The sequence below is a fragment of the Streptomyces sp. NPDC001634 genome (genome assembly GCF_040298185.1).
Lineage (GTDB): Bacteria > Actinomycetota > Actinomycetes > Streptomycetales > Streptomycetaceae > Streptomyces.
On record NZ_JBEOZU010000106.1, the window covers coordinates 1 to 22,615 of the forward strand.

Below are 22,615 nucleotides of genomic sequence, written 5' to 3' on the forward strand. Positions count from 1 at the left end.
CCCGGCGGCGCCATCGGCGGCGGTCCCGGCGGCGCCATCGGCGGCGGTCCCGGCGGTGGCGGCGGGCGGCCCGGCTACGAGCACCACGGCGTACGGGCCGGCCTCGGCGGCAGTATCAGCGGTTTCGACCCGAAGAAGGTCGGCCTCGGAGCGTCGCTCATCCTGGGATCGGTCGGCGCCGCCTGGCACATGACGCGCCGGCGCACCACCGACGGCAAGTCCTGAGGCACGGTCAGGTTTCGTCCTCCGACCGGCTGAACAGCCAGTACGCACCGCCGCCGATGACCGCCGTGGCCACGAGCCCACCCCCGATCGCCATGTCGGCCGGTGTCGCACCCGCGGAGTGGCCGGCGCCTGACCGGCGGGGCGTGGCGGCAAGGCCGCCGGGCTCGTTCCAGGCCATGGCCATGGACGTGGGTGCGGCGAACCCGATGGCCGCGGCCGCGAGAACGCCGGCCGCCAGGGCGCGAGTAGTACGCATGTGAGCCTCCGCGGGAGGCGCGCCGGGGCCCGTGCCCGGTCGATCGGCGAGAGGAACGCCTCCCGGACGAACCCTCGGACACAGTGCGCAGGGCCGCATGCCGGGAGGGTCCGTCCTGGTGACAGGACGCGCACCGCCACCCGTTCGCCCGCGTCCCGTCGCTCGCGGGTGCCGCTGCGCCTAGCGTTCTGTCATGCGCGACGGACGCGGCGACGGCCGCGGCGAGAGGTGATGCCGAATGTCTTCGTCCCAGCCGGCCGGAGAGGTGAAGCCGCAGCCGAAGCGTGTCCCGTGGGGCGTGATGGCGCTGGTTCTGCTCACCGGGCTCTCCCTCGTCCGGAACGGTTCGGGGGAGTTCGGCGCGGGCCCTCCGCAGCCCGCTTCGGCCGCGGCCCCGGACAGCCACAGCGGCACAACCTCCGCGGCGCCCGCCCCCCTGCCGTACTCCGTGGTCAACCGCGTCCGCATCCCGGCGATCCAGGTCGACGCTCCCGTCGTACCGGTCGCCCTGGACATGTCCGGCTGGGTGGACGCGCCGCCGTCCGAGGACCCGAACCTCGCGGGCTGGTTCACCGGGGCGGTCTCGCCCGGCGAGAAGGGCACGGCCGTGATCGTGGGGCACGTGGACAACAGCCAGGGGCCGGCCGTCTTCTACGGGCTCGGCTCACTGAAGAAGGGAAACCGGGTCGAGGTACAGCGCCAGGACGGGAAGGTCGCCGTGTTCGAGGTCTACGGCAACGAGGTCTTCGACAAGCGCGACTTCCCCGGCGACCGCGTCTACGGGAACAAGGGGGCCCCGGAACTGCGCGTCATCACCTGTGGCGGTGGTTTCTCCAGGGACGGCGGATACGCCGGAAACGTGGTGGTCTTCGCCCGCATGGTCCAGGTGCGCTGAAAGAGCGCGCCGGAGCGGACGGGCGCGTGCTCAGGTGAACTTCCGCCTGGGTACGGTGAGGTGGTAGCCGGAATCCAGCAGATACGGCAGATAAGCCCGCAGCGCCGCAACGCTCTGCGAGCGGTCGCCCCCCGCGTCGTGGGAGAGCACGATGACGCCCGGAGCGGCACCGCTCTCGACCCGGTCGACGATGGTCCGGGTGCCCGGGGTCATCCAGTCGGTGGTGTCCACCGTCCAGGCGAGCGGCTCCATGCCCAGTTCGGCGCCGAGTTGGAAGGCGGCCCGGTTCCAGGCCCCGTAAGGCGCGCGGAACCACAGCGGTGCCTCGCCGTAAGCGTCCTCGATGACCTCGCAGGTGCGTTCCATCTCGGAGCGGATCCTCGACCGGGACAGCTTGGTGAGCAGCGGGTGCGTCCAGGTGTGGTTGCCGACGACGTGACCGTCGTCGGCCATCTCGCGCAGCAGGTCCTTGTTGTCGACGGCCATCTCACCGCAGACGAAGAACGTCGCACGCACGTCGTACTCGCGCAGGGTACGCAGGATGTCCGGGGTGTAGCGCGGGTCGGGGCCGTCGTCGAAGGTCAGGATCATTCTTCTGCCGCGTCCCGACATACGCAGGATCGGCTCGTGGCGGACGGCGATCCGCGAAGGCACCCGCCGTGTCGCCCCGTAGCCGGTCATGGGCTGCAGACGGAAGGAGGACGACTTGAACGGGGTGTGTGCCTGCGGGCCCGCGGCCGCGGCGGCGGCCCGCACCTGCCGCGCCGGGGCGTCGTCGGTGAGCCACCCGGCGGTGCCCGTCGCTCCGGCCACGCCCAGGACGGCGGCGCCTGCGAGCAACGCCCGGCGCCGCATGAGCAGCTGATCCTTTTGCATGACTCATCAGTCGCGCGGATGAGCGGTGCCACGGGCGCGCAACACCGTTGCGGCTGCGGAATCCACCCAATATCCACCCAATGGGATCAGCAGTGGCGAATGTACCAAGGGGACGGCTTCGGTTGCCGCCGCCGCGACGGCGGGCGCTCGGTTCCGCGTGGCCGGAGCGACCGGAACGGCTGGGGCGACGAGGCGGGCGGCGGAGTCGGCCCGGCGCCCACCCACCGTGCCTCAGCGGCGGCGGACCAGCGGGAACGGCAGGGTCTCGCGGATCGTCAGCCCCGTGAGGAACATGATCAGGCGGTCCACGCCGAGACCCAGGCCGCCCGTGGGGGGCATCGCGTACTCCAGGGCGTCCAGGAAGTCCTCGTCGAGCTCCATCGCCTCGGGGTCTCCCCCGGCCGCCAGCAGCGACTGTGCCGTGAGCCGGCGCCGCTGCTCCACGGGGTCGGTCAGCTCCGAGTAGGCGGTCCCCAGCTCGGTACCGAAGGCGACCAGGTCCCAGCGCTCGGCGAGCCGCGGATCGAGGCGATGCTGCCGGGTGAGCGGGGAGACGTCGGTCGGGAAGTCCTTGTAGAACGTGGGCAGCTCCGTCCTCTCCTCGACCAGCCGTTCGTACATCTCCAGGACGACCTCGCCACGGCCGTCCTCGGCCCTGTACGGCACACCCGTACGGTCGCAGTGCCGGCGCAGGACCTCCAGTTCCGTGTCGGGGTCGACCTCCTCCCCCAGTGCCTCCGAGATCGCCCCGTACACGGTCTTCACCGGCCATGGCCCCGAGATGTCGTACTCGGTGCCGTCCTTGCGCGCTACCGTCGCCCCGAAGGCGGCCCGGGCCGCGCCCTGGATCAGTTCCCGGGTGAGGTCGAGCATCACGTCGTAGTCGGCGAAGGCCTGGTACGCCTCCAGCATCGTGAACTCGGGGTTGTGCTTGTAGGAGACGCCCTCGTTGCGGAAGGTCCGCCCCAGCTCGAACACCTTCTCAAGACCGCCGACGCACAGCCGCTTCAGATACAGCTCGGGCGCGATACGCAGATACAGGTTCAGGTCGTAGGCGTTGATGTGCGTGGTGAAGGGGCGGGCATGCGCGCCGCCGTGGACACGCTGGAGCATCGGGGTCTCGACCTCCAGGAAGCCGCGGTCGAGCAGTCCCTGGCGCAGCGCCTGTACGGCGGCGGAACGGGCCCGTACGACATCGCGGGCGCCCTGTCCGGCGACCAGGTCGAGATAGCGGCGGCGCACCCTGGCCTCGGGGTCGGTGAGACCACGGCGCTTGTCGGGCAGGGGGCGCAGGCATTTGGCGGTCAGCTGCCACGACGTGACGAAGACGGTCGGCTCGCCCTTGTCGCTGGTGCCCTTCTCGCCGGTGGCGGTGATGTGGTCACCGATGTCGACGTCCTTGCCGAACCGTTCGAGGGCCGCTCGGGAGTGCGTCCGGGTGAGGGCGAGCTGCAGATCGCCCGACCAGTCGCGCAGCACGACGAAGACGATGCCGCCGAAGTCCCGTACGAGCATCACGCGGCCCGCGACCGTCATCTGCTCCCCCTCGGGGGCGTCGCGGGCCGCGGTGAGCGTGTGCGTACGGGGCGGGACGCCCACGGGGTAGGGGTCGGTGCCGTCGGCGCGCAGGCGGTCGAGCTTGCGGTGGCGGAGGCGGACCTGTTCGGGGAGGACGGCGGTCCCGTCGGCCGCCACGGCCTTGCCCCCGGCCTCCTCGAGGCCGAGCACCGCCAGCGACGGCAGGCCGGCGGTGGTCGCGGGCAGGGGGCCGGTCGCCCGGTGTCCCTTGCCCCACAACTTGCGCAGCGAGGGCACGGAGACGAAGCCCTCGGCGATGCCGGACGCCAGTCCGATACGGGCGAGGGAGGCGGTCTCGCCGTAGCAGATGAAGCGCGGGTACCACTCGGGGCGGTACTTGGCGTTGGAGCGGTACAGCGCCTCCAGCTGCCACCACCGGGAGAAGAACAGCAGCATCCGGCGCCAGAGCCGGAGCACGGGGCCGGCGCCGATGCGGGCGCCCTCCTCGAAGGCCGAGCGGAACACCGCGAAGTTCAGCGACATGCGGCGCACGCCGAGCTTGCCGGCCGCCGCGCAGAGTTCGGCGACCATGAACTCCATGACGCCGTTGGGCGCGGTGCGGTCACGGCGCATCAGATCGAGGGAGACGCCGTCCGGGCCCCAGGGCACGAAGGAGAGCAGCGCAAGGAGCCTGCCGTCGGCGCTCAGCGCCTCGACGAGCAGACAGCAGCCGTCCGCGGGGTCGCCGAGACGGTCAAGAGCCATGGAGAAGCCCCGTTCGGTCTCGGTGTCCCGCCAGGCGTCCGCCTTGTCGATGATCTCCTCCATCTCCGCGTCGGTGAGGGTGGAGTGGCGGCGGATACGGCAGGTGGCTCCGGTGCGTTCGACACGATTGACGGCCTGCCGGGTGACCCGCATGTCACGGCCGTGGAGATCGAAGTCGGCGACGTGCAGGATCGCCTCGTCGCCGAGCTGCAGCGCACCGAGCCCGGCGCGGGCGTACGCCTTGGCGCCCTCTTCCGATGCGCCCATCACGGCGGGCGCCCACGCGTAGCGGCGGGCCAGGTCCAGCCAGGCGCTGATGGCGTGCGGCCAGGCCTCGCGGTCGCCCACCGGATCACCGCTGGCCAGGCACACGCCGACCTCGACGCGGTAGGTGACCGCGGCCTTGCCGCTGGTCGAGAAGACGACGGCCTTGTCGCGGCGGGTGGCGAAGTAGCCGAGGGAGTCGTCGGCCCCGTACGCCTGGAGCAGGGCACGGATGCGGGGCTCCTCGTCGCCGTGCAGGGCCGCCTCCATGCGCTGCGAGCGGAAGAGCGCGGCGGCGGCGTTCAGCAGGGCGAGCGCGCCGAAGAGGCCGAGGAGGAAGGCGACCCAGTGCGGAGGGCGCCCGGTGAAGGAGCGCCCGGAGACGAGTCCGCCGCAGACCCGGTTGGTCGCCCACAGCAGCCGCTGGCCGTGCTGCAGGGTGCCCGGGAACAGTTCCACCAGGCCCCAGCCGACCAGAATCGCCACGCCGAGCCCGGCCAGCAGCACGGCGAGGGCGCGCCAGACGGCGCCGCGCCGGGAGGCGGCGTAGAACTCCTTGCGGGCCGCTACAAGCAGGACCAGCGCAAGCGCGACGAGCACCAGGGACGGGATCGACTCGTCGTACAGGCCCGCCGCCAGGCCGAGGCCGTCGATGAGGACCACCAGGCCGAGGTAGACGACGACCAGCCACCAGGCGACCTTCTTGCGGGCGGCGGTCGCGCCGGCGAGCAGGAAGAGAAAGACGGCATAGGCGAGGTTCGCGCTGACCGGTACGAGCAGCAGTTCGAGGAAGTCGATCAGCGGGCGCAGCAGGCGGCGCAGGGGGACGATGAATTCGATCAGCGCGCAGAGAAGGCCGAGGGCGCCGAAGAAGGCGGCGAACCCCTCGGGCACCTTGCGCAGGATGCACCGAACCCGCCGGGCCGGCCCGCTGACGTGCTTGGCTCCGGCGGCCTCCACGGTGGCTGTCATGTTTCCGACTCTAGGAAGAGGAGGGGCGAAGCGCCCGTCGAACGGCCGGGGGATTCCCCGGTGGCCGCCGACCCCCGGACCTGCGGGTTCCGATAGCCTCGCTGTCGTGACGGAACAGCACTCGCATCAGTTCGAGCGGGGCACGGACGGGCCCAAGGTCATCGTCGTCGGGGTGGACGGCTCCGACTCCTCGCTCCGGGCGGCGGCCTACGCCGGCGGGCTGGCCCGGCGGCAGCATGCGCTTCTCGCGGTCGTGTACGTGCAGCCGGTGATGGCGGCGGGGGCGGCGCTCGGGGTCCCGGTGGCCGAGACGACCGACGAGATCGCGGAGGACCTGATCCAGTACATCCGCGACGCCGCCGAGCGCGTCAAGGACATATACGAGGTGCGCTGGGAGTTCCACACCTTCCGCGGGGACCCCTACAACGGCCTGGTTCAGGCGGCCGACGAACTGAAGGCGGACGCGGTCGTGGTGGGCGCCTCCGAGCAGGCCGGCCACCGCATCATCGGCTCGGTGGCCATCCGTCTGGTGAAGGCGGGGCGCTGGCCGGTCACGGTCGTGCCGTAGGCCCGGACCACCCCAAAGCAGTAAAAAGTACTATTTACCCCCGAACGGGGACGCGCCCACCGGGCCGACAACGACTCGGGGGCGGATCCCCGGCGCACCTCCCCCGGTCGACCGCTCACCGCACCGTTCACCGACGAACAGCGACCGCCCACCGCACAGCCCGGTTTCTTCACTGTCCCGGCGGAGCGAGGCGCGTTGCCATACGCCCATGACGGCCGGAACCACCACCCCTTCGACCGGGACGACCGCCGAGCACGAGCTGGCCGAGCTGCAGCGCGAGCACGGCCGCCCTCTCTTCGCCCTGCTGCTCCGGCTCTCCGACGGCGACCGCCAGCGCGCCGAGGATCTGCTGCAGGAGACGTTCGTACGCGCCTGGCAACACCCCGAAGCGCTCCGCGCGCATGATTACGCCTCCGTGCGCCCCTGGCTGCTGACCGTCGGCCGGCGGCTCGCGATCGATGCGCGGCGGGCCCGCCAGGCGCGTCCGGCCGAGGTCGGGGACGCCGTACTGGAGAACGCGCGGGTGATCGCCGATCACGCCGAGCGGTCCGCCGCAATGCTCGATGTACGCAAGGCTGTGAAGACACTCACTCCCGAGCATCGAGAAGTTCTGGTGCAGGTGTATTTCCGCGGGGCGAGTGTGGCGGAGGCCGCCGAAGCCTTGGGAATTCCGCCCGGTACGGTGAAGTCTCGCGCGTACTACGCGCTGCGCGCCCTGCGCCGAGTTCTTCCGGGATATGCGGCCGACCTGCGATGAAACCGTAGGCCGAGTCAAACCTCCGTAAAGCGCCTTGCTGCGGACCATGGTTGAGCAATCAGCTTGCCTCATCCGTGTTCCGGACTGGGGGCCCGGGTTCGGGCGACGCGCACGTACCGGAGGAAGGCAGGAAGGGATGCTGCACAGAGGCCAAGAGAGCACGGACGGCACCGGCGGCGGTGAACTGGCCGTCCCCATGGCGTGGTTGTACGCCGAGTACATCGCGGACGAACTGCTGCGCACCGGCGACCTCATGCCGCCGACGTCCTTCGAGTTCCGCGCCGGGCGTGACGCCCTGGCATTGACCATCTTCCTGTCCGACACCGATGGCGAGCTTTCCGGAATCCGGGTCGTCACACAGCTGGAGACCTGGCTTTCGCTGACGGCGTACGACCAGCCGTGGCAGGACTGGGTGGGCGAGCGGATGGCCCAGCTGGCTGCCGAGGCAGTGGAGTCGGGCGGTCCGGCGCCGGACCTGGAGCTGGCCTCGGCGGCCTGGCGCTGGCTGGAGGAGACCGAGCTGCTCGCCCCTGACCTGGACGCGGTGCCCGGAGGGGGCGCGGTGGTCGGCGAGGACGACGGCCCCAAAGTCTGGACGCCCGCCTGGCAGCTGGGGCTCCCCCTGGGACATCTCGCCATCCATCTTTTTTGAACACGGACCAATCCGCGGGGCCGACCGCTCCGAATGTCTTGGCCGCGATTCGGTAACGGCCTTGAGTGATTCCGCGGTCTGGTCCGTACCGATGGGCAACAGCAGCACCACCCCCACCCCGCTCACCGGTATGAGGATTTGGTATGAGGTCCCTGGAAAGCCATCGCGACGTCGGCGCCTACGCGCTCGGCGTGCTGGACGAGGCGGAAGCCTTCCGCTTCGAGGACCACCTCATGGAGTGCCCCAGTTGTACGGCGCACGTGAGCGAGTTCCGTCCCGCAGCACGCCAGCTGATGCTGTACCGGCGCTCGACCCCGCGGTCCGTGCACCCCTTCGCGGCCCCTGGGCCTAGGCTGCTGGAACGGCTGCTCGACGAGGTGGCGAACAAGCACCGCAGCGGGCGGCGACGCTGGCTGTACGCGGTCGCGGCCTCCGTGGTCTTCGCGGTCGGCGGGCCGACGGTGGCCGTCCTCTCCGGGCACGACTCGTCCCCGGTCGCGACGGCCATGACCGCGACCGACCCCGACACGGGTGTATGGGCGCAGATCACCGCGGAGGACCGGATCTGGGGCAGCCAGATCGACATGACGGTCAAGGACAGGTCCGGGCCGCACCCGTGCCGGCTCGTCGCGGTCGGCAAGGACGGCTCGGAGGAGACGGTGACGAGCTGGATGGTGCCCGCCGACGACGGCGAGGCGACCACCATGCAGGGCGGCGCCGCGATGCAGTCCGGGCAGATCGACCACTTCGAGGTGCGCACCAAGGACGGTCAGCACCTGGTCACCCTGAAGTCCCGCTGACCGCCTCGCCGGATCGTGGCCTATTCGAAGTGGGCCCCGGCACCGCACTGCCGGACCCTTCCGGCCTACTTGAGCAGCCGTGACATCCTGCGGTCCGCCAGCGGCTTCCCGCCCGTCTGGCACGTCGGGCAGTACTGCAGGCTGGAGTCGCTGAAGGACACCTCCCGGATCGTGTCGCCGCACACCGGGCAGGGCTCCCCCGTACGGCCGTGGACCCTGAGGCCGCTCTTCTTCTCCGCCTTCAGACGTCCGGCGGCCAGGCCCCGCGAACGCTCGACCGCCTCCGTGAGCGTCGCGCGCAGCGCCTCGTACAGGCGCCCCACCTCCTCCGGCGACAGCGACGAGGCCAGCTTGAACGGTGACATCTTCGCCGCGTGCAGGATCTCGTCGCTGTAGGCGTTGCCGACACCCGCGATCAGGCTCTGGTCCCGCAGCGCGCCCTTGATCTGGCGGCGCTCGCCCTCCAGGAGCTTCGCGAAGCGCGGCTCGTCGAAATCGGCGGCCAGCGGGTCCGGACCCAGACGGGCCACGCCCGGGACCTCCTGTGGATCCCGTACGACATACACCGCGAGCCGCTTCTGGGTGCCGGCCTCCGTCAGGTCGAAGCCCGCCCCCGTCTCCAGCGCGACCCGCAGGGCGAGCGGGCCCTTGCCGGGGCGGGGTGCGCCGTCGGGGAGGCGGTCCTTCCACTGGAGCCAGCCCGCACGGGCCAGATGCGTCACGAAGTGCAGCCCGCCGGCATCCAGGTCCAGGAACTTGCCGTACCGGTGCACGGCCGTGACCGCGCGGCCCTCCAAGGCGGTGACCGGAGGGTCGTACGTCTTGAGAACGCTGATCGCGACGGGCAGCACCCGTATGAACTCGTGGCCGACGAGATGGTCGGTCAGGAAGTCCTTGAGCGCTTCGACCTCGGGCAGTTCCGGCATATGTCCAGGGTGCCATCGGCAACCGACAACGCCATTCGCGTCATGTGTCGATCGTCCGTCAGTCGCGCGCCCGGAGCCTGAACTCGCACCAGACGACCTTGCCGCGACCGCGCGCCTCCACACCCCACACGTCCGCGAGCCGGTCGACGAGCAGCAGGCCCCGGCCCGAGACGCCCGACTCCCCCGCTTCGCGGCGGCGGGGCAGGGCGCTGGAGGTGTCCTCGACCTCGGTACGCAGCCTGCGGTCGTGACCGGCAAGGACCCGGAGGGTGACGGTCGCTGCGCCCTCGGTGTGCATGAGGACGTTGGTGATCAGCTCGTCGGCGACCAGTTCGATCTCGTCGGAACGCTCCCCGGCGCCCCAGGCCCGGACGGCGGCACGGATCATGTGCCGGGCCTCGGTGAGCGCCTCGGGGTCGCCGGGCGCGACGTACTGCCGCAGGCGGCCGCCGGACCGCTGGGCCAGGCCGAGTCGCTGCAGGAGCAGCAGGGCCACGTCGTCGCCGCCGCTCCGCTCCTCCGCCACGTCGATGAGCCGGTCGGCGAGGTCGTGTACGTCGTCCGGGCCCGCGCAGACCATCTCCCGCAGGGCCCGCATCCCGTCGTCGAGATCGGCGCCGGGCTCTTCGATCAGCCCGTCGGTGCACAGCAGCAGGGTCTGGCCGGGGTCCAGCTCGACGGTCGTGACCGGGTATTCGAGGCTGCCGAACTCGGCGGAGAGCCCGAGCGGCAGTCCGCCCTCGACGGGCAGACACCGGCAGGTGCCGTCGGACAGTCGCAGCAGCGGATCGATGTGCCCGGCGCGGACCAGTTGCACCACTCCGGTGGACAGGTCGGCCTCGGCGTACAGGCAGGTCGCGAAGCGGTCGGTGTCGAGTTCCTCGAGGAAGACCGAGGCACGGGCCATCACCGTGGCGGGCGTGTGACCCTCGGCGGCGTACGCGCGCAGGACGATCCTCAGCTGTCCCATGACGGCGGCCGCGTCCGGGTCGTGGCCCTGGACGTCGCCGATGACGGCGCCGATCCGCCCGCCGGGCAGCGGGATCACGTCGTACCAGTCGCCGCCGATGTCCCGGCCGAGTGATCCTCCGGCGAAGCCGGCACGGTAGCGGACGGCGACGTCGGCGCCGGGCACGCCGGGGATGGTGCGCGGCAGCATGGCCTGCTGGAGGCCCCGGGCGAGATCCTTCTCCTGCTCGTAGAACATGGCGCGCTGCAGGCTCTGCGCGATGCTGCTGCCCAGTGCCACGAGGACGTTGCGCTCCTCGGAGGTGAAGCCGCGCCGGTCGTCGTAGAGCAGGCCCATGGCACCGATGGGGCGCGCCTGCACGATCAGCGGAAGGTAGGCGGCCGAGGTGATGCGCAGGTCCGTGAGGTGCGGCCACAGGATCGGGTAGTGCTCGGCGAACTCCTGCGGGGACTCGATGAACCGTGGGCTGAGGGTCCGTACCACCTCGCTCATCGGGTAGGGCTCGTCGATGCGCGTCACCAGGGTGCCGGGGACGAAACTGCCCTCCGGCCCCTCGGCCACCAGCCGGATGTGGCCGGCCTCCACCAGTCCGACGACGAGACTCGTCGCGCCGAGGTGGGTGAGACCGTGGCTGTCCTTGAGGACGTCGATGACGTCCTGGACGGTGCGCGCGTGGGCCAGGGCCGCGGTGGTGGCCTGGACGACGTTCGTCTGCCGGCGCCGGGCCTCGTCCTGGCCCACCTCGTCCGCGCGGGCCTGGCTGTCGCACAGTTCCTGGGTGGCGTCGCGGACGATGCCGATGATCCGGCGCGGCCGGCCCGTCTCGTCGCGCCGGATGCAGCCCTGGGTGTGGGTCCAGCGCAGGGTGCCGTCACGGCAGCGGATACGGAAGTAGGTGCCGTAGTTCTCGCTGCCGTCCTTGATGGCCTGGGCGACCAGGGCGTCGAGGCGTCGGCTCTCGTGCGGCGGGACCCGGATCGCGAGGGTCTCGGGGCGGTCGTCGAATTCGTCGGGGCGCACGTCGAAGACCTCGTGGGCCTGGGCGTCCATGTGGAACAGTCCGGTGTCCAGGTCCCAGTCGAAGCTGCCCATGCGGTTGAGCGCCAGGATCGGATCCGGGTGGGCGGGCCAGTCGTCCGGGAGTGACAGGGCGCTCGCTCCCCGATCAGCCATGGGGCCACCTTGCCAGGGTTTCCCCGAATCTTCGACTTCTGCCCGCGGTGCCTCTCGGGCCCCGCGGGAGGCCGGGAGGGCTCAGTCGTCGAACACACCTGCCGGGCTGTCGAAGAGGGGGCTCGCGGTGCTCGTGGCGTCGGGGAACAGACCGCCCCCGTCGCTTGTGCCGGGGGCCTCTGGGCTCGGCGGGTCGAGGGGAGCCGCGGGGCGAGCGGCGGCGGGAGGGCCGGTCGGACTCGTCGACGGGGCCGGGGACGCGGTGGCCGTGGAGAACGGCACGCTCGTCCCGGACAAGGCCGACGGCGGGGCTGTGGCGGTGGGGCAGCCGGAGGCCTGGGGGGTGTTCTTGGCCGGGGTCCGGTCCGGTGTCGAGGGCTCGCTCGCCACCCCGGGCATGACGGTCGCGGTAGCGCTGGGCGGCGGGCAGTCCTCCCCTGACTTCTGCGGTGACCGGTCCTTCTCGTGCGGCGAGGCACCGCTGCCGTCCGGGGAGGGCCCGGTGTTCTCGCTCGGGGTCGGCGGCCGCGTTCCCTTCGGGGACCTGCCGGACGTCTCCGGCCGCGGGGTACCCGTCGTGGCACTCGGCGGTCGTAGGCCGCCGTGGGGCGGTTGTACGACGACGTCCCGGTGCCCGTCGTCACCGATCCGGCGTTCGATCCAGGTGTTCCTGTTCTCGATGTTGACGATCGTGATGTGAGTGATGACCTGCGGCGCCGGAATCACCACGATCACCTGGGCCGGCCGGTATCCGGACCAGGGACGGCCGCCGCCCGCAGGGGCGCCCTTGCCGGCAGGGGCGCCCTTGTGGAGGGCGGGCGCGCCGATCGGATTGCCGCACGCACACCGGACGCGGGGCACACCGCGGTTGTCGACGAGGACGGCGGTGCCGGCCTGGAGCACGGACTGGTAGCTGGTGGGCCGGCCGCCGTGGAAGCCGTGGTTCGTGACCTGGGTGTCCGCCCGCAGGACGACCGAGGTCAGGCTGCGCAGATAGGCGGGGAGGGACGACTGCCCCCTACCGGACGCCTGGGCGAAGGCGCGGGCCTTCGCCGGGTCGGCGGTGAGGAAGGCGATCTGCCGTTCGAGGTTGCAGCTGCCGGCGGACCGGGTGCCGCCGTAGAGTCCGGGCGTGGCACCGGAGACGGTGCGTACCGCCGACGGGGCCACGAGCGCCGTCGGCTGCGGCGTTCGGGTGACGGGCGACGGGGGCGCGGCAGAGGTGGCCGTCGAGTCGGTGAAGGGGTCGGGGCCGGAGGCCGCGAGGGGCTGGAGGAAGACCTCACCGCCGGTCGGGACGCCGGACGCCAGGGTGTTCCCGCTGTCGCAGCCTGCGCAGAGCAGGGCCGCCGCAGACAGGGCGCAGGCCGCGAGCAGCCGTCCGGCGGGGGCGTTCGGGGTTCTGAGGGGCCTGTTGAGCATCCCGTTGCGCGTCCTTATGGGCGTCTTCACCGCATTCTCCCGCTTCATCCCGGGTGATTCGTCACCATTGTCTGCGCCGCTCGGGCGTGTTACGCAAACGGAGGGACGATGTACTCGGAGTGACGAGGCGACCGGCCCGATGCGGGGTCCGGGTTCACACTGGAGGAAGAGGAGAGGTCGCCGTGGACTGGTTCGTCGCACCGGAGTACTGGCTGAGCCGACTGGTCTTCCAGCGGGCTCTGGCCGTCGTGTACCTCGTCGCGTTCCTGGCCGCGGTGCTGCAGTTCCGTGCGCTGATCGGGGAGCGCGGAATGCTGCCGGTGCCGCGCTACATCACCCGGGTGCATTTCAAACAGGCGCCCAGCGTCTTCCACTTCCACTACTCGGACCGCTTCTTCGCCGCCTGGTCGTGGGCGGGCTGCGCGGTGTCGGTGGCGCTGATCGCCGGCGTCGACTCCTATCTGCCGCTGTGGGCCGGGATGGTGCTCTGGCTGATCCCGTGGCTGCTCTATCTGTCGATCGTCAACGTCGGCCAGACCTGGTACTCGTTCGGCTGGGAGTCGCTGCTGCTGGAGGTCGGATTCCTGGCCGTGTTCCTGGGCAACGACGAGGTCGCTCCGCCGATCGTGGTGCTGTTCCTGCTGCGCTGGATCCTGTTCCGCGTCGAGTTCGGCGCCGGGCTGATCAAGATCCGGGGGGACGCCTGCTGGCGGAAGCTGACCTGCCTGGACTACCACCACGAGACACAGCCGATGCCGGGCCCGCTGAGCTGGTTCTTCCACCATCTGCCGAAGCCGTTGCACCGGGCGGAGGTGGCGGCCAACCACTTCACCCAACTGGTCGTCCCCGTCCTTCTGTTCACCCCGCAGCCGATCGCGACGGCCGCCGCGTCCCTGATGATCGTGACCCAGCTGTGGCTGGTGCTGTCCGGCAACTTCTCATGGCTGAACTGGATCACGATCGTGGTGGCCCTGTCGGCGGTCGAGTTCCCCACCACCGCTCCGAAGGTGTCCGGGCCCCCGCTGTGGTACGAGGTGGTCGTCCTGGCGGTCGGTGCGGGCCTGGTCGCTCTCAGCTACCACCCCGTACGGAACATGATCTCCCGCAGTCAGGTCATGAACCGTTCCTTCGACCCGCTGCATCTCGTCAACACATACGGTGCGTTCGGCAGCGTCAGCCGGATACGGTACGAGGTCGTCGTCGAGGGCACGGCGGACGACATACCGCGTGAGGACTCCGACTGGCGGGAGTACGAGTTCAGGGGCAAACCCGGGGATCCACGGCGCTGGCCGCGACAGTTCGCGCCGTACCATCTGCGGCTCGACTGGCTGATGTGGTTCGCGGCGCTCTCCCCCGCGTACGCGGCCTCCTGGTTCGGCGGCCTGGTCGAACGCCTCCTGGAGAACGACCGCGACACCCTGCGCCTCCTGCACCGCTGTCCGTTCCCCCCGGACGAGCCTCCGCGTTACATACGGGCCCGCGTGTACCGCTACCGGTTCACGACGTGGCGCGAGCTGCGGGAGACCGGGGCGTGCTGGAACCGCACCTACGTACGGGAGTTCATGCCACCGTCGCGGCTTGCCGCACCCGCGGCTCAGAGGCGGTAGACGCGGGTGGCCGTGCCCTCGAAGATCTGCATGCGCTCGTCGTCGCCGAGGCCGAGGGTCAGTCCGCCTGCCGTGTACGCCACTTCCGCGTACGTGGCGGCCAGCGTGCACACCGGCCAGTCCGAACCGAACATCAGCCGGTCGGGGCCGAAGGCGTCCAGCACGGTCTCGGCGTACGGGCGCAGGTCCGCGAGACTCCACGTCTTCCAGTCGGCCTCCGTCACCATCCCCGAGAGCTTGCACACCGTGTTCGGCAGGGCGGCGAGCGCCCGCACCGCCGTAGCCCAGGGTTCGAGGGCGCCGGAGGCGATCGGTGGCTTGCCCACGTGGTCGAGGACGAAGGTGAGTTCGGGCAGCGAGGCCGCCGCCTTCACACATGCCGGAAGCTGGTGCGGCAGGACCACCAGGTCGTAGACGAGGCCCGCCTCGGCGACCGCGGCCAGGCCGTGGCGTACGTCGGGGCGCAGCAGCCACTCGGGATCCGGCTCCCCCTGGACCTGGTGGCGGATCCCCCGCAGGTGGGATCCGCCGGGCAGCTCGCGCAGCCGGGCAAGAGTGTCCGCGACGCCGGGGCTCGTCAGATCGGTCCAGCCGACGACCCCCGCGATGAGGTCGTGCTCCTCCGCGAGGGCCAGGAACTCCGGCGTCTCCTCGGCCACCGTGATCGTCTGTACCAGCACGGTGCGGTCGACGCCGACGGGGCGCGCCTCCCGCTCCAGGTCCTCGATGGTGAAGTTCCGGCGGATCGGCTGGAGTGCGGGACCCGTGATCCAGTCCTGGTCACGGACGGCGAGGTCCCAGACGTGGTGGTGCGCGTCCACCGTCACGGCAGCTCCCAGACCACCGGCAGGCCCGCCCCCGCGCCCTCGGCCGAGTAGTCGTGCACGACGTCCAGCAGCTCCGCCATCCGCGCCTGCCAGGCCACGTTGACCGGCAGTTTCTCCAGTTCGGCCAGCAGGCGTGCGTAGTCCTCGCACTCCAGGACGTGGAAGAGATCCGTGCCGCCGCGCCAGATCATCCAGGAAGTGGCTCCGGCGGCGCGGATCGCCTCCGTCAGTTCCTTCGGCACCTCGCGGTGGGCGGCCTCGTACGCCTCGATGCGGTCGGCGCGGACCTTGGTGTGCAGAGCGACTCTCATGACGGATCCTCGGTCGGGACGGGGGCATGGGGCGGCAGGAGGCCGGTTTCTCTCAATTCCTGCCAGAGACCGGCCGGTACGGTCGCGGTGAACTGCTCGGCGCAGTCGCGGACTTCGGCCGCCGAGCGCGCGCCGACGAGCACGCTCGCCACGGCCGGATGGGCGGCGCAGAACGCCAGTGCCGCGGCCCGGAGCGTGGTGCCGTGTCGTTCCGCCGACGCACTGAGCCGCAGTGCGCGATCGAGCAACTCTCCCGGCGCCGTCGCATAGTTGTACGTGGCGCCCGGCCGTGGGGCGGCAAGCAGTCCGGAGTTGAAGGCGCCACCGATGACCACCGAGACGCCGCGCTCGACCGCCGCGGGCAGCAGTTCGGTCAGGGCGCGCTGGTCGAGCAGGGTGTACCGGCCCGCGCACAGCACCACGTCCACGTCCGTCTCGCGGACGAACCGGGTGAGCATCTCGGCCTGGTTCATGCCGGCGCCGATCGCGCCCACCACGCCCTGAGAGCGCAGCTTCTCCAGTGCCGGGTAGCCCTCGCGGAAGGCCTGCTCGGCGTGGTCGTCCGGGTCGTGGAGGTAGACGACATCCACACGGTCGAGGCCCAGCCGTTCCAGACTTGCCTCCAGGCTGCGCCGTACGCCGTCCGCGCCGAAGTCCCAGACGCGGCGGTGGGTGGCGGGCACGGCGAAGCCGTTCGCCAGGTCGTCGCCGCCCTCGTCCGTGGGCTCCAGCAGGCGGCCGACCTTGGTGGAGATCGTGTACTCGGCGCGGGGGTGCTCGCGCAGGGCCGCGCCGAGGCGGCGTTCCGAGAGGCCGAGGCCGTAGTGCGGGGCCGTGTCGAAGTAGCGGATCCCGCTCTGCCAGGCGGCCTGCACCGCCTCGTACGCCTGCTCCTCGCTCATCTCGGTGTAGAGGTTGCCGATACCGGCGGCGCCGAAGGCCAGTGCGCCGACCTCGACGCCGCTCCTGCCGAGGGTGCTCACCGGCCCACCGGGCGCAGCCTGAGGCCCTGTATGCCGCCGTCCACGGCGAGGGCGGTCCCGGTGGTCGCGCCGGACAGCGGACTCGCCAAGTACGCGATGGCGCCCGCGACTTCGGTGGCGGAGACCAGGCGGCCGGTGGGCTGACGGGCCTCCAGCGCGGCGCGCTCGGCGGCCGGGTCGGGGGCCGCGTCGAGGAGACGGCCGACCCAGGGGGTGTCGACGGTACCGGGGTTGACGCAGTTGACGCGGATGCCCTCACGCACGTGGTCGGCGGCCATGGCGAGCGTCAGCGAGAGGACGGCACCCTTGCTGGCGCTGTACAGCGCCCGCTGCGGCAGCCCGGCGGTGGCGGCGATCGAGCAGGTGTTCACGATCGCGGCGTGCGCCGACTCCCGCAGATGCGGCAGCGCCGCGCGGACCGTACGGACCATGCCCAGGACGTTGACGTCGAGCACGCGCCGCCACTGGTCGTCGTCGTTGTCCTCGACCGTGCCCTGGGCGCCGATGCCCGCGTTGTTGATCAGTACGTCGAGGCCGCCGAGGTCGGCGACGGCGGCGGCCACGGCCTCGCGTACGGACGCGTCGTCCGTGACGTCGGCCCGGTACGCGAGCAGCGGCTTCTCCACCGGCGAGGGATCGAGGTCCAGGACGGCCACCTGGGCTCCGCGCGCCGCCAGCAGTTCCGCGGTGGCTCTTCCGATGCCGGAGGCGCCGCCGGTCACCAGGGCCCTGAGGCCCTCGAAGTCGCTCATGCCGCATGCCCCTTCTTGCGGTCGAGGTCGGCGGTCCAGAAGGTGCCGCCGGGGAAGGTGTACTCCGCGATGGACTCGGGCCGCATCGCGGCCGAGAATCCCGGTGCGGTGGGTGCCGTGTAGTGGCCCTTGTGGATCGCCACCGGGTCGAGGAAGTGCTCGTGCAGATGGTCGACGTATTCGATGACCCGGTCATCGGTCGTGCCGGAGAGCGCGACGAAGTCGAACATCGACAGGTGCTGGACCAGCTCGCACAGCCCGACCCCGCCCGCGTGCGGGCAGACCGGCACCCCGAACTTGGCGGCCAGCAGCAGGATCGCGAGGTTCTCGTTGACTCCGCCGACGCGGGCCGCGTCGATCTGGAGGACGTCGATGGCGCCGGCCTGGAGGAGCTGTTTGAAGACGATCCGGTTCTGTACGTGTTCGCCGGTGGCGACCTTGACCGGGGCGACCGCCTTACGGATCGCCGCATGGCCGAGGACGTCGTCCGGGCTGGTCGGCTCCTCGATCCAGTACGGCCCGAACTCCGTCAGCTCCCTGATCCAGGTGATCGCCTCGTCGACGTTCCAGCGCTGGTTGGCGTCGATGGCGATGCGGATGTCCGGGCCCACGACCGAGCGGGCGACCCGGCAGCGGCGTAGGTCGTCGACAAGGTCCGCGCCGACCTTCAGCTTGATCTGCCGGAAGCCGTCGGCGACGGCCTGCGCGGCGAGACGGGTGAGCTTCTCGTCGCTGTAGCCGAGCCAGCCGGCGGAGGTGGTGTAGGCGGGGAAACCCTGTGCCAGCAGCCGGGCGGTGCGCTCCCCGGCACCCTCCCGGCCGCGCCGCAGCAGCTCCAGCGCCTCGTCGGGGGTGAGCGCGTCGGTGATGTAGCGGAAGTCGATCTGCCGGACCAGCCACTCCGGGTCGGCCTCGGCGAGCAGCCGCCACAGCGGTGTGCCGGCGCGTTGGGCGGCGAGGTCCCACACGGCGTTGACGACCGCGCCGATCGCCATGTGCATCACGCCCTTCTCCGGACCCAGCCAGCGCAGTTGACTGTCGCCGATCAGGTCACGGAAGACCGACCCCGGATCGTCGCACACCTCGTCCACCGCCCGGCCGACCACGTGCCCGCGCAACGCCTCGATCGCGGCGACCTGTACCTCGTTGCCCCGCCCGATGGTGAACGTGAACCCGTGTCCCTCCGGACCGTCCGCGGCGTCCGTGCGCAGGACGAGATAGGCGGCCGAGTAGTCGGGATCGGGGTTCATCGCGTCGGAGCCGTCGAGCTCCCGCGAGGTGGGGAAGCGGATGTCGAAGGTGTCGACCGCGGTGATACGGGCGGCAGTTGGGGACACGAGAGGCCTTTCGGTCCGGGGCACAAGGTCGTACACGGGGTCGTACGGCGTACGGCGCTGTACGACAACGAGGGAGGTCAGTCCTGGGCACGGCCCGTCGTCACACGCGCGATCATCAGGGCGACCAGGATGATTCCGCCGTAGATGGCCTGGATCCAGAACGACGGCACCTGGGCGAGGGTGAGCAGGTTCTGTACGACACCCAGCAGCAGTACGCCGGTCAGGGCGCCGAACATCGTGCCCTTGCCGCCGTCCAGGCTGATGCCGCCGATGACCGCCGCCGCGAACACCGTGAAGATCATGTTGTTGCCCTGGTTGGCGCTGATCGCACCGACGTACCCGGTCTGCATGATCCCGCCGACGGAGGCGAGGCAGCCCGCGACGACGAACACACCGAGCATCACGCGGTCGACGCGGATACCGGCCGCGCGGGCCGCGTCCGCGTTGCCGCCGATCGCGTACAGGGCCCGGCCGACACGGTGGTAGCGCAGGACGAGACCGGTGACCGCGAAGGCGAGCGCCGCCAGCCACACGGACATCGGGACGCGCAGGAAGGTCGTGGTGGCCAGCGTGAAGAACGCGTCGGGCATGCCGAACAGCGTCTTGCCCTTGGTGGCGCCGACCAGCAGCCCTCGCAGGACGATCAGCATCGCGAGGGTGACGATGAAGGCGTTGAGCCTGAACTTCACGACGAGGATGCCGTTGAAGGCGCCGATCGCCGCGCCGACGACCAGGATCGCGATCAGGGCGAGCGCGGTGGGCAGCTCGGTGCCCCAGCCCGACTGGGCGGACGGAAGGACGAGAAGGGCGCCCACGGCCGGGGCGATGCCGACCACTGATTCGAGCGACAGGTCGAACCTGCCGCTGATCAGGACGAGCGACTCTGCCAGCACCACCATGGCGAGGGCCGCGGAGGCGCCGAGGATCGAGATGATGTTGCGCTCGGTGAGGAAGGAGTCGTTGACGAACGCGCCCAGCACCATCAGCAGCAACAGCGCGGGGAGCAGGGCGAGTTCGCGGGCCCGGCGGAGCAGGACGGCCTTGGCCGAACGGGCGTCGGGGACCGGGACGGGCGTGAGCGGCGGGGCCTTGGTGTCAGCCATGGTCCACTCCTTCGATGGAGGCGATCAGCTCGTGGTCGTGCCAGCCCGCCGGGTGCTCGGCGACGATCCGGCCGTGGAAGAGGACGAGGACGCGGTCGCAGCGCCGCAGATCGTCGAGCTCGTCGGAGACGACCAGCACGGCGGTGCCGTCCTCGCGGGCGCTGTCCATCCGGGCCAGCAGCGACTCCTTGGACTTCACGTCGACGCCCGCGGTGGGGTTGATCAGGACGAGCAGCCGCGGATCGCAGGCCAGGGCACGAGCCATGACGACCTTCTGCGCGTTGCCGCCGGAGAGGTCGGAGACGGGCTGGTCGGGACCTTCGGCGTGGATGTCGAGGCGTGCGATCAGATCGGTGGCGACGCCGCGTTTGCGCTGGGTGCCGACGAACCCGTACCGGCCCAGGCGGCTCAGGACGCTCATGGTGGCGTTGTCGCCGATGCTCATCCCGGTCACCAGGCCCTGTTCGTGCCGGTCGCGGGGTACACAGCCGACACCGGCGTTCAGCGCGGCCCGGACGTCGCCGAAGGGGAGCTGCTCGCCGTCGAGCCGGGCTGTGCCGCGTGTCGGGGTGTGCAGTCCGGCAAGGGATTCGGCGAGCTCGATCTTCCCGCTGCCGCTGGAACCGGCGAGTCCGACGACCTCGCCGTGGCGGACGGTGAGGTCGATGTCCTCGTACGAATCCGAGGTGAGCCCGTGCGCTTCGAGAGCGACCGGCGCGTCGTCGGCCACCGCGTCCCGACCGGTCGCGGCCTGCTCCGCGACGGTCTCCCCCGCCATGGCCTCCACCAGCGCGCCACGCGGAAGGTCGGCGACCGGGGCGGTGATGATCCAGCGGGCGTCGCGCAGGACCGTGACGGTCTGGCAGACCTCGTACACCTCCTGGAGGTGGTGCGAGATGAACAGGAACGTCACGCCGGAGTCCTGGAGCGCGCGCATGCGTGTGAAGAGCCGCTCGATCTCACGGTTGTCGAGTTGCGCGGTCGGCTCGTCGAGGACGATGAAGCGGGCGCCGAAGCTCAGCGCCCGGGCGATCTCCACCATCTGGCGGTCCTCGACCTTGAGGTCGGCGGTGCGGGCGTCCGGGTCGACATGTACGTCCCAGGTGCCGAGGACCTCGGCCGCCTGCGCCTTCAGCCTGCGCCAGCTGATGAAACCGCCGCGGCCTGTGGGCTGCCGGTTGATGCTGTGTTTGTCCGGGGGACACCCCCCGGACCCCCGGCCGGACCTGAAACCGGGCCTCGTTGATGTGGCGGCGTGTATCTCTGCGAGAAGTAGATTTTCGGCGACTGTCAGTTCCGGAACGAGGGTGGGCTTCTGATAGACGCAGGCCACCTTCCGGCGCCAGGCGTCGCGGTCGGCTAGCGGGGGCGCCGGTTCGCCGTCGAAGAGGACCGTGCCCTCGTCGGGGGCCTGGAGGCCGGTGAGGACGTTGACGAGGGTCGACTTGCCGGCGCCGTTGCGGCCGACGAGGGCGTGGGACTCGCCCGGCAGCACGGTGAGCTGTCCGTCCTGGAGGGCGACCGTGGGGCCGTACCGCTTGACGATGTCCCGCGCCTGAACCAGTGGGATGCTCATTTGACCGTGTTGCCCCAGAGCTTGGGGTCGTCGACGTTGTCCTTGGTGACGAGCGGGGCGGGCAGCTGGTCCTCCAGGATGCCGCTGGGCAGCTTGACGATGGTCGAGTCGTGGTCGGTGGGCCCGGGCTTGAACGTCTTTCCCTCCATGGCGGCCTTGATGTAGTACATGCCGTACTTGGCGTAGGCGTCGGCGGGTTGTGAGACGGTGGCGTCGATCTCGCCCTTGCGGATGGCGTCGAACTCCTGCGGGATGCCGTCGTTGGAGACGATGAAGATGTGGCCCTGCCGGCCCGCCGTCTTGATCATGTTCTTCGACTTGAGGGTCTGCAGGGTGGGCGCGAGGTAGACGCCGCCGGCCTGCAGGTAGATGCCCTTGATGTCGGGGTTGGCGCCCAGGAGCGTGTCGAGCTTGGAGGCCGCGGTGTCCGACTCCCACTTGGCGGGGATCTCCAGGACCTGCAGCTTCGGGTACTTCTTCTTGACGCAGGAGCGGAACGCCTCGGAGCGGTCCCGGCCGTTGACGGAGGCGAGGTCGCCCATGATCTGCACGACCTTGCCGCTGGTGACGTGCTGCCCGAGGTAGTCGCAGGCCTTGGTGCCGTAGGCGACGTTGTCGGCGCGGACGACCATCGCGACCTTGCCCTTGTCGGGCGCCACGTCGACGGCGACCACGGGGACGCCCTTGCGGTCGGCCTGGTCGAGTCCGGCCTCGATGGCGGCGCTGTCCAGCGGGGCGACGACCAGGCCCCTCACGCCCTGGTTGAGCTCGTTGTTGATGTCGGTGATCTGCTGCGAGGGGTCGCTGTTGGAGTTGACGGTCTTGAGGGCGTCGACGCCCTCGGACTTCGCCATCTTGGGCACGTAGTCGTTGTACGACTGCCAGAACGGCGAGGTCAGCAGGGGCAGGATCACTCCGACCTTGCCGGTGCCGCCGCCGGCGGCGCTGGAGCCACCTGTGTCCTTGGTGCTGCCGCATGCGGCAAGCACGAGCGAGGCGCCGACGGCCAGGGCCGCCGCGCCGATGATCCGGGACCTGTTCCGCTTCCTCAGTGTTCTGCCGGGCATCTGGCAGCTCCTC

Annotated in this window: 20 protein-coding genes and 1 pseudogene; 7 read left to right on the forward strand and 14 right to left on the reverse strand. The window is 70.9% G+C overall.

What is annotated here, in order from left to right; genetic code table 11:
* Positions 1 to 225, forward strand: a pseudogene (locus ABT186_RS41285) (hypothetical protein); the annotation flags it as partial.
* A 7-nt stretch (positions 226 to 232) separates the two neighbouring features.
* On the opposite strand, the gene ABT186_RS41290 reads toward ABT186_RS41285, so the two are convergent.
* The gene (locus ABT186_RS41290; protein ID WP_351225152.1) at positions 233 to 481 is read right to left on the reverse strand and encodes a hypothetical protein; all 249 of its coding nucleotides are present in this window, start codon (positions 479 to 481) and stop codon (positions 233 to 235) included.
* Positions 482 to 719: 238 nt separating this feature from the next.
* Between ABT186_RS41290 and ABT186_RS41295 the strand changes: the two genes are divergently transcribed.
* The gene (locus ABT186_RS41295; protein ID WP_351225150.1) at positions 720 to 1,376 is read left to right on the forward strand and encodes a class F sortase; all 657 of its coding nucleotides are present in this window, start codon (positions 720 to 722) and stop codon (positions 1,374 to 1,376) included.
* Between the two features lie 30 nt (positions 1,377 to 1,406).
* On the opposite strand, the gene ABT186_RS41300 is transcribed toward ABT186_RS41295, so the two are convergent.
* Together ABT186_RS41300 and lysX are read right to left on the reverse strand one after the other, a co-directional pair.
* The gene (locus ABT186_RS41300) at positions 1,407 to 2,252 is read right to left on the reverse strand and encodes a polysaccharide deacetylase family protein (RefSeq protein ID WP_351929487.1); all 846 of its coding nucleotides are present in this window, start codon (positions 2,250 to 2,252) and stop codon (positions 1,407 to 1,409) included.
* 231 nt (positions 2,253 to 2,483) lie between these two features.
* Positions 2,484 to 5,771 carry a bifunctional lysylphosphatidylglycerol synthetase/lysine--tRNA ligase LysX gene (lysX, locus tag ABT186_RS41305; protein ID WP_351225146.1) on the reverse strand — a complete coding sequence of 1,096 codons (3,288 nt, stop codon included), beginning with the start codon at positions 5,769 to 5,771 and terminating at the stop codon, positions 2,484 to 2,486.
* A 106-nt stretch (positions 5,772 to 5,877) separates the two neighbouring features.
* Between lysX and ABT186_RS41310 the strand changes: the two genes are divergently transcribed.
* From ABT186_RS41310 to ABT186_RS41325, 4 genes are all read left to right on the forward strand, one after another.
* On the forward strand, positions 5,878 to 6,339 hold the full coding sequence (locus ABT186_RS41310) for a universal stress protein (RefSeq protein WP_351225144.1): 462 nt from the start codon (positions 5,878 to 5,880) through the stop codon (positions 6,337 to 6,339).
* Positions 6,340 to 6,547: 208 nt separating this feature from the next.
* A complete protein-coding gene (locus ABT186_RS41315; RefSeq protein WP_351225142.1) occupies positions 6,548 to 7,096 on the forward strand; it encodes a sigma-70 family RNA polymerase sigma factor in 549 nt (182 codons plus the stop codon).
* A 136-nt stretch (positions 7,097 to 7,232) separates the two neighbouring features.
* Positions 7,233 to 7,748, forward strand: coding sequence for a hypothetical protein (locus ABT186_RS41320; protein WP_351225140.1), 516 nt, complete (start codon positions 7,233 to 7,235; stop codon positions 7,746 to 7,748).
* A 143-nt stretch (positions 7,749 to 7,891) separates the two neighbouring features.
* Positions 7,892 to 8,548: a zf-HC2 domain-containing protein gene (locus tag ABT186_RS41325; RefSeq protein ID WP_351225138.1), complete on the forward strand. Its 657-nt coding sequence runs from the start codon at positions 7,892 to 7,894 to the stop codon at positions 8,546 to 8,548.
* A gap of 65 nt (positions 8,549 to 8,613) precedes the next feature.
* Here the strand turns inward: ABT186_RS41325 and ABT186_RS41330 are convergent, their stop codons facing one another.
* From ABT186_RS41330 to ABT186_RS41340, 3 genes are all read right to left on the reverse strand, one after another.
* Positions 8,614 to 9,474, reverse strand: coding sequence for an Fpg/Nei family DNA glycosylase (locus ABT186_RS41330; RefSeq protein ID WP_351929489.1), 861 nt, complete (start codon positions 9,472 to 9,474; stop codon positions 8,614 to 8,616).
* A gap of 58 nt (positions 9,475 to 9,532) precedes the next feature.
* A complete protein-coding gene (locus ABT186_RS41335; RefSeq protein WP_351929491.1) occupies positions 9,533 to 11,617 on the reverse strand; it encodes a SpoIIE family protein phosphatase in 2,085 nt (694 codons plus the stop codon).
* An 81-nt stretch (positions 11,618 to 11,698) separates the two neighbouring features.
* Complete coding sequence (locus tag ABT186_RS41340) at positions 11,699 to 13,039, reverse strand: DUF6777 domain-containing protein (protein WP_351929493.1); 1,341 nt, start codon at positions 13,037 to 13,039, stop codon at positions 11,699 to 11,701.
* Positions 13,040 to 13,221: 182 nt separating this feature from the next.
* Here ABT186_RS41340 and ABT186_RS41345 point away from each other — a divergent pair, with 182 nt between their 5' ends.
* Entirely contained in the window at positions 13,222 to 14,646 is a 1,425-nt protein-coding gene (locus tag ABT186_RS41345; RefSeq protein WP_351929495.1) for a lipase maturation factor family protein, read from the forward strand.
* Here ABT186_RS41345 and ABT186_RS41350 read toward each other — a convergent pair.
* The 8 genes from ABT186_RS41350 to ABT186_RS41385 form a co-directional block, all read right to left on the reverse strand.
* Complete coding sequence (locus tag ABT186_RS41350; protein ID WP_351929497.1) at positions 14,634 to 15,473, reverse strand: amidohydrolase family protein; 840 nt, start codon at positions 15,471 to 15,473, stop codon at positions 14,634 to 14,636. The genes ABT186_RS41345 and ABT186_RS41350 overlap by 13 nt on opposite strands.
* Positions 15,470 to 15,784 carry an L-rhamnose mutarotase gene (locus ABT186_RS41355; protein ID WP_351929499.1) on the reverse strand — a complete coding sequence of 105 codons (315 nt, stop codon included), beginning with the start codon at positions 15,782 to 15,784 and terminating at the stop codon, positions 15,470 to 15,472. The genes ABT186_RS41350 and ABT186_RS41355 overlap by 4 nt, the downstream gene beginning before the upstream one ends.
* Positions 15,781 to 16,767: an aldo/keto reductase gene (locus ABT186_RS41360; RefSeq protein ID WP_351225124.1), complete on the reverse strand. Its 987-nt coding sequence runs from the start codon at positions 16,765 to 16,767 to the stop codon at positions 15,781 to 15,783. Before ABT186_RS41360 ends, ABT186_RS41355 begins: the two co-directional genes overlap by 4 nt.
* Positions 16,764 to 17,519: an SDR family NAD(P)-dependent oxidoreductase gene (locus ABT186_RS41365; RefSeq protein WP_351225122.1), complete on the reverse strand. Its 756-nt coding sequence runs from the start codon at positions 17,517 to 17,519 to the stop codon at positions 16,764 to 16,766. Before ABT186_RS41365 ends, ABT186_RS41360 begins: the two co-directional genes overlap by 4 nt.
* A complete protein-coding gene (locus tag ABT186_RS41370) occupies positions 17,516 to 18,856 on the reverse strand; it encodes an L-fuconate dehydratase (protein ID WP_351225120.1) in 1,341 nt (446 codons plus the stop codon). Before ABT186_RS41370 ends, ABT186_RS41365 begins: the two co-directional genes overlap by 4 nt.
* Before the next feature lie 77 nt (positions 18,857 to 18,933).
* Positions 18,934 to 19,959 carry an ABC transporter permease gene (locus tag ABT186_RS41375; protein ID WP_351225118.1) on the reverse strand — a complete coding sequence of 342 codons (1,026 nt, stop codon included), beginning with the start codon at positions 19,957 to 19,959 and terminating at the stop codon, positions 18,934 to 18,936.
* A complete protein-coding gene (locus tag ABT186_RS41380; protein ID WP_351225116.1) occupies positions 19,952 to 21,535 on the reverse strand; it encodes a sugar ABC transporter ATP-binding protein in 1,584 nt (527 codons plus the stop codon). The genes ABT186_RS41375 and ABT186_RS41380 overlap by 8 nt, the downstream gene beginning before the upstream one ends.
* Complete coding sequence (locus ABT186_RS41385; protein WP_351929501.1) at positions 21,532 to 22,602, reverse strand: sugar ABC transporter substrate-binding protein; 1,071 nt, start codon at positions 22,600 to 22,602, stop codon at positions 21,532 to 21,534. Before ABT186_RS41385 ends, ABT186_RS41380 begins: the two co-directional genes overlap by 4 nt.
* Between the last annotated feature and the right edge of the window lie 13 nt (positions 22,603 to 22,615).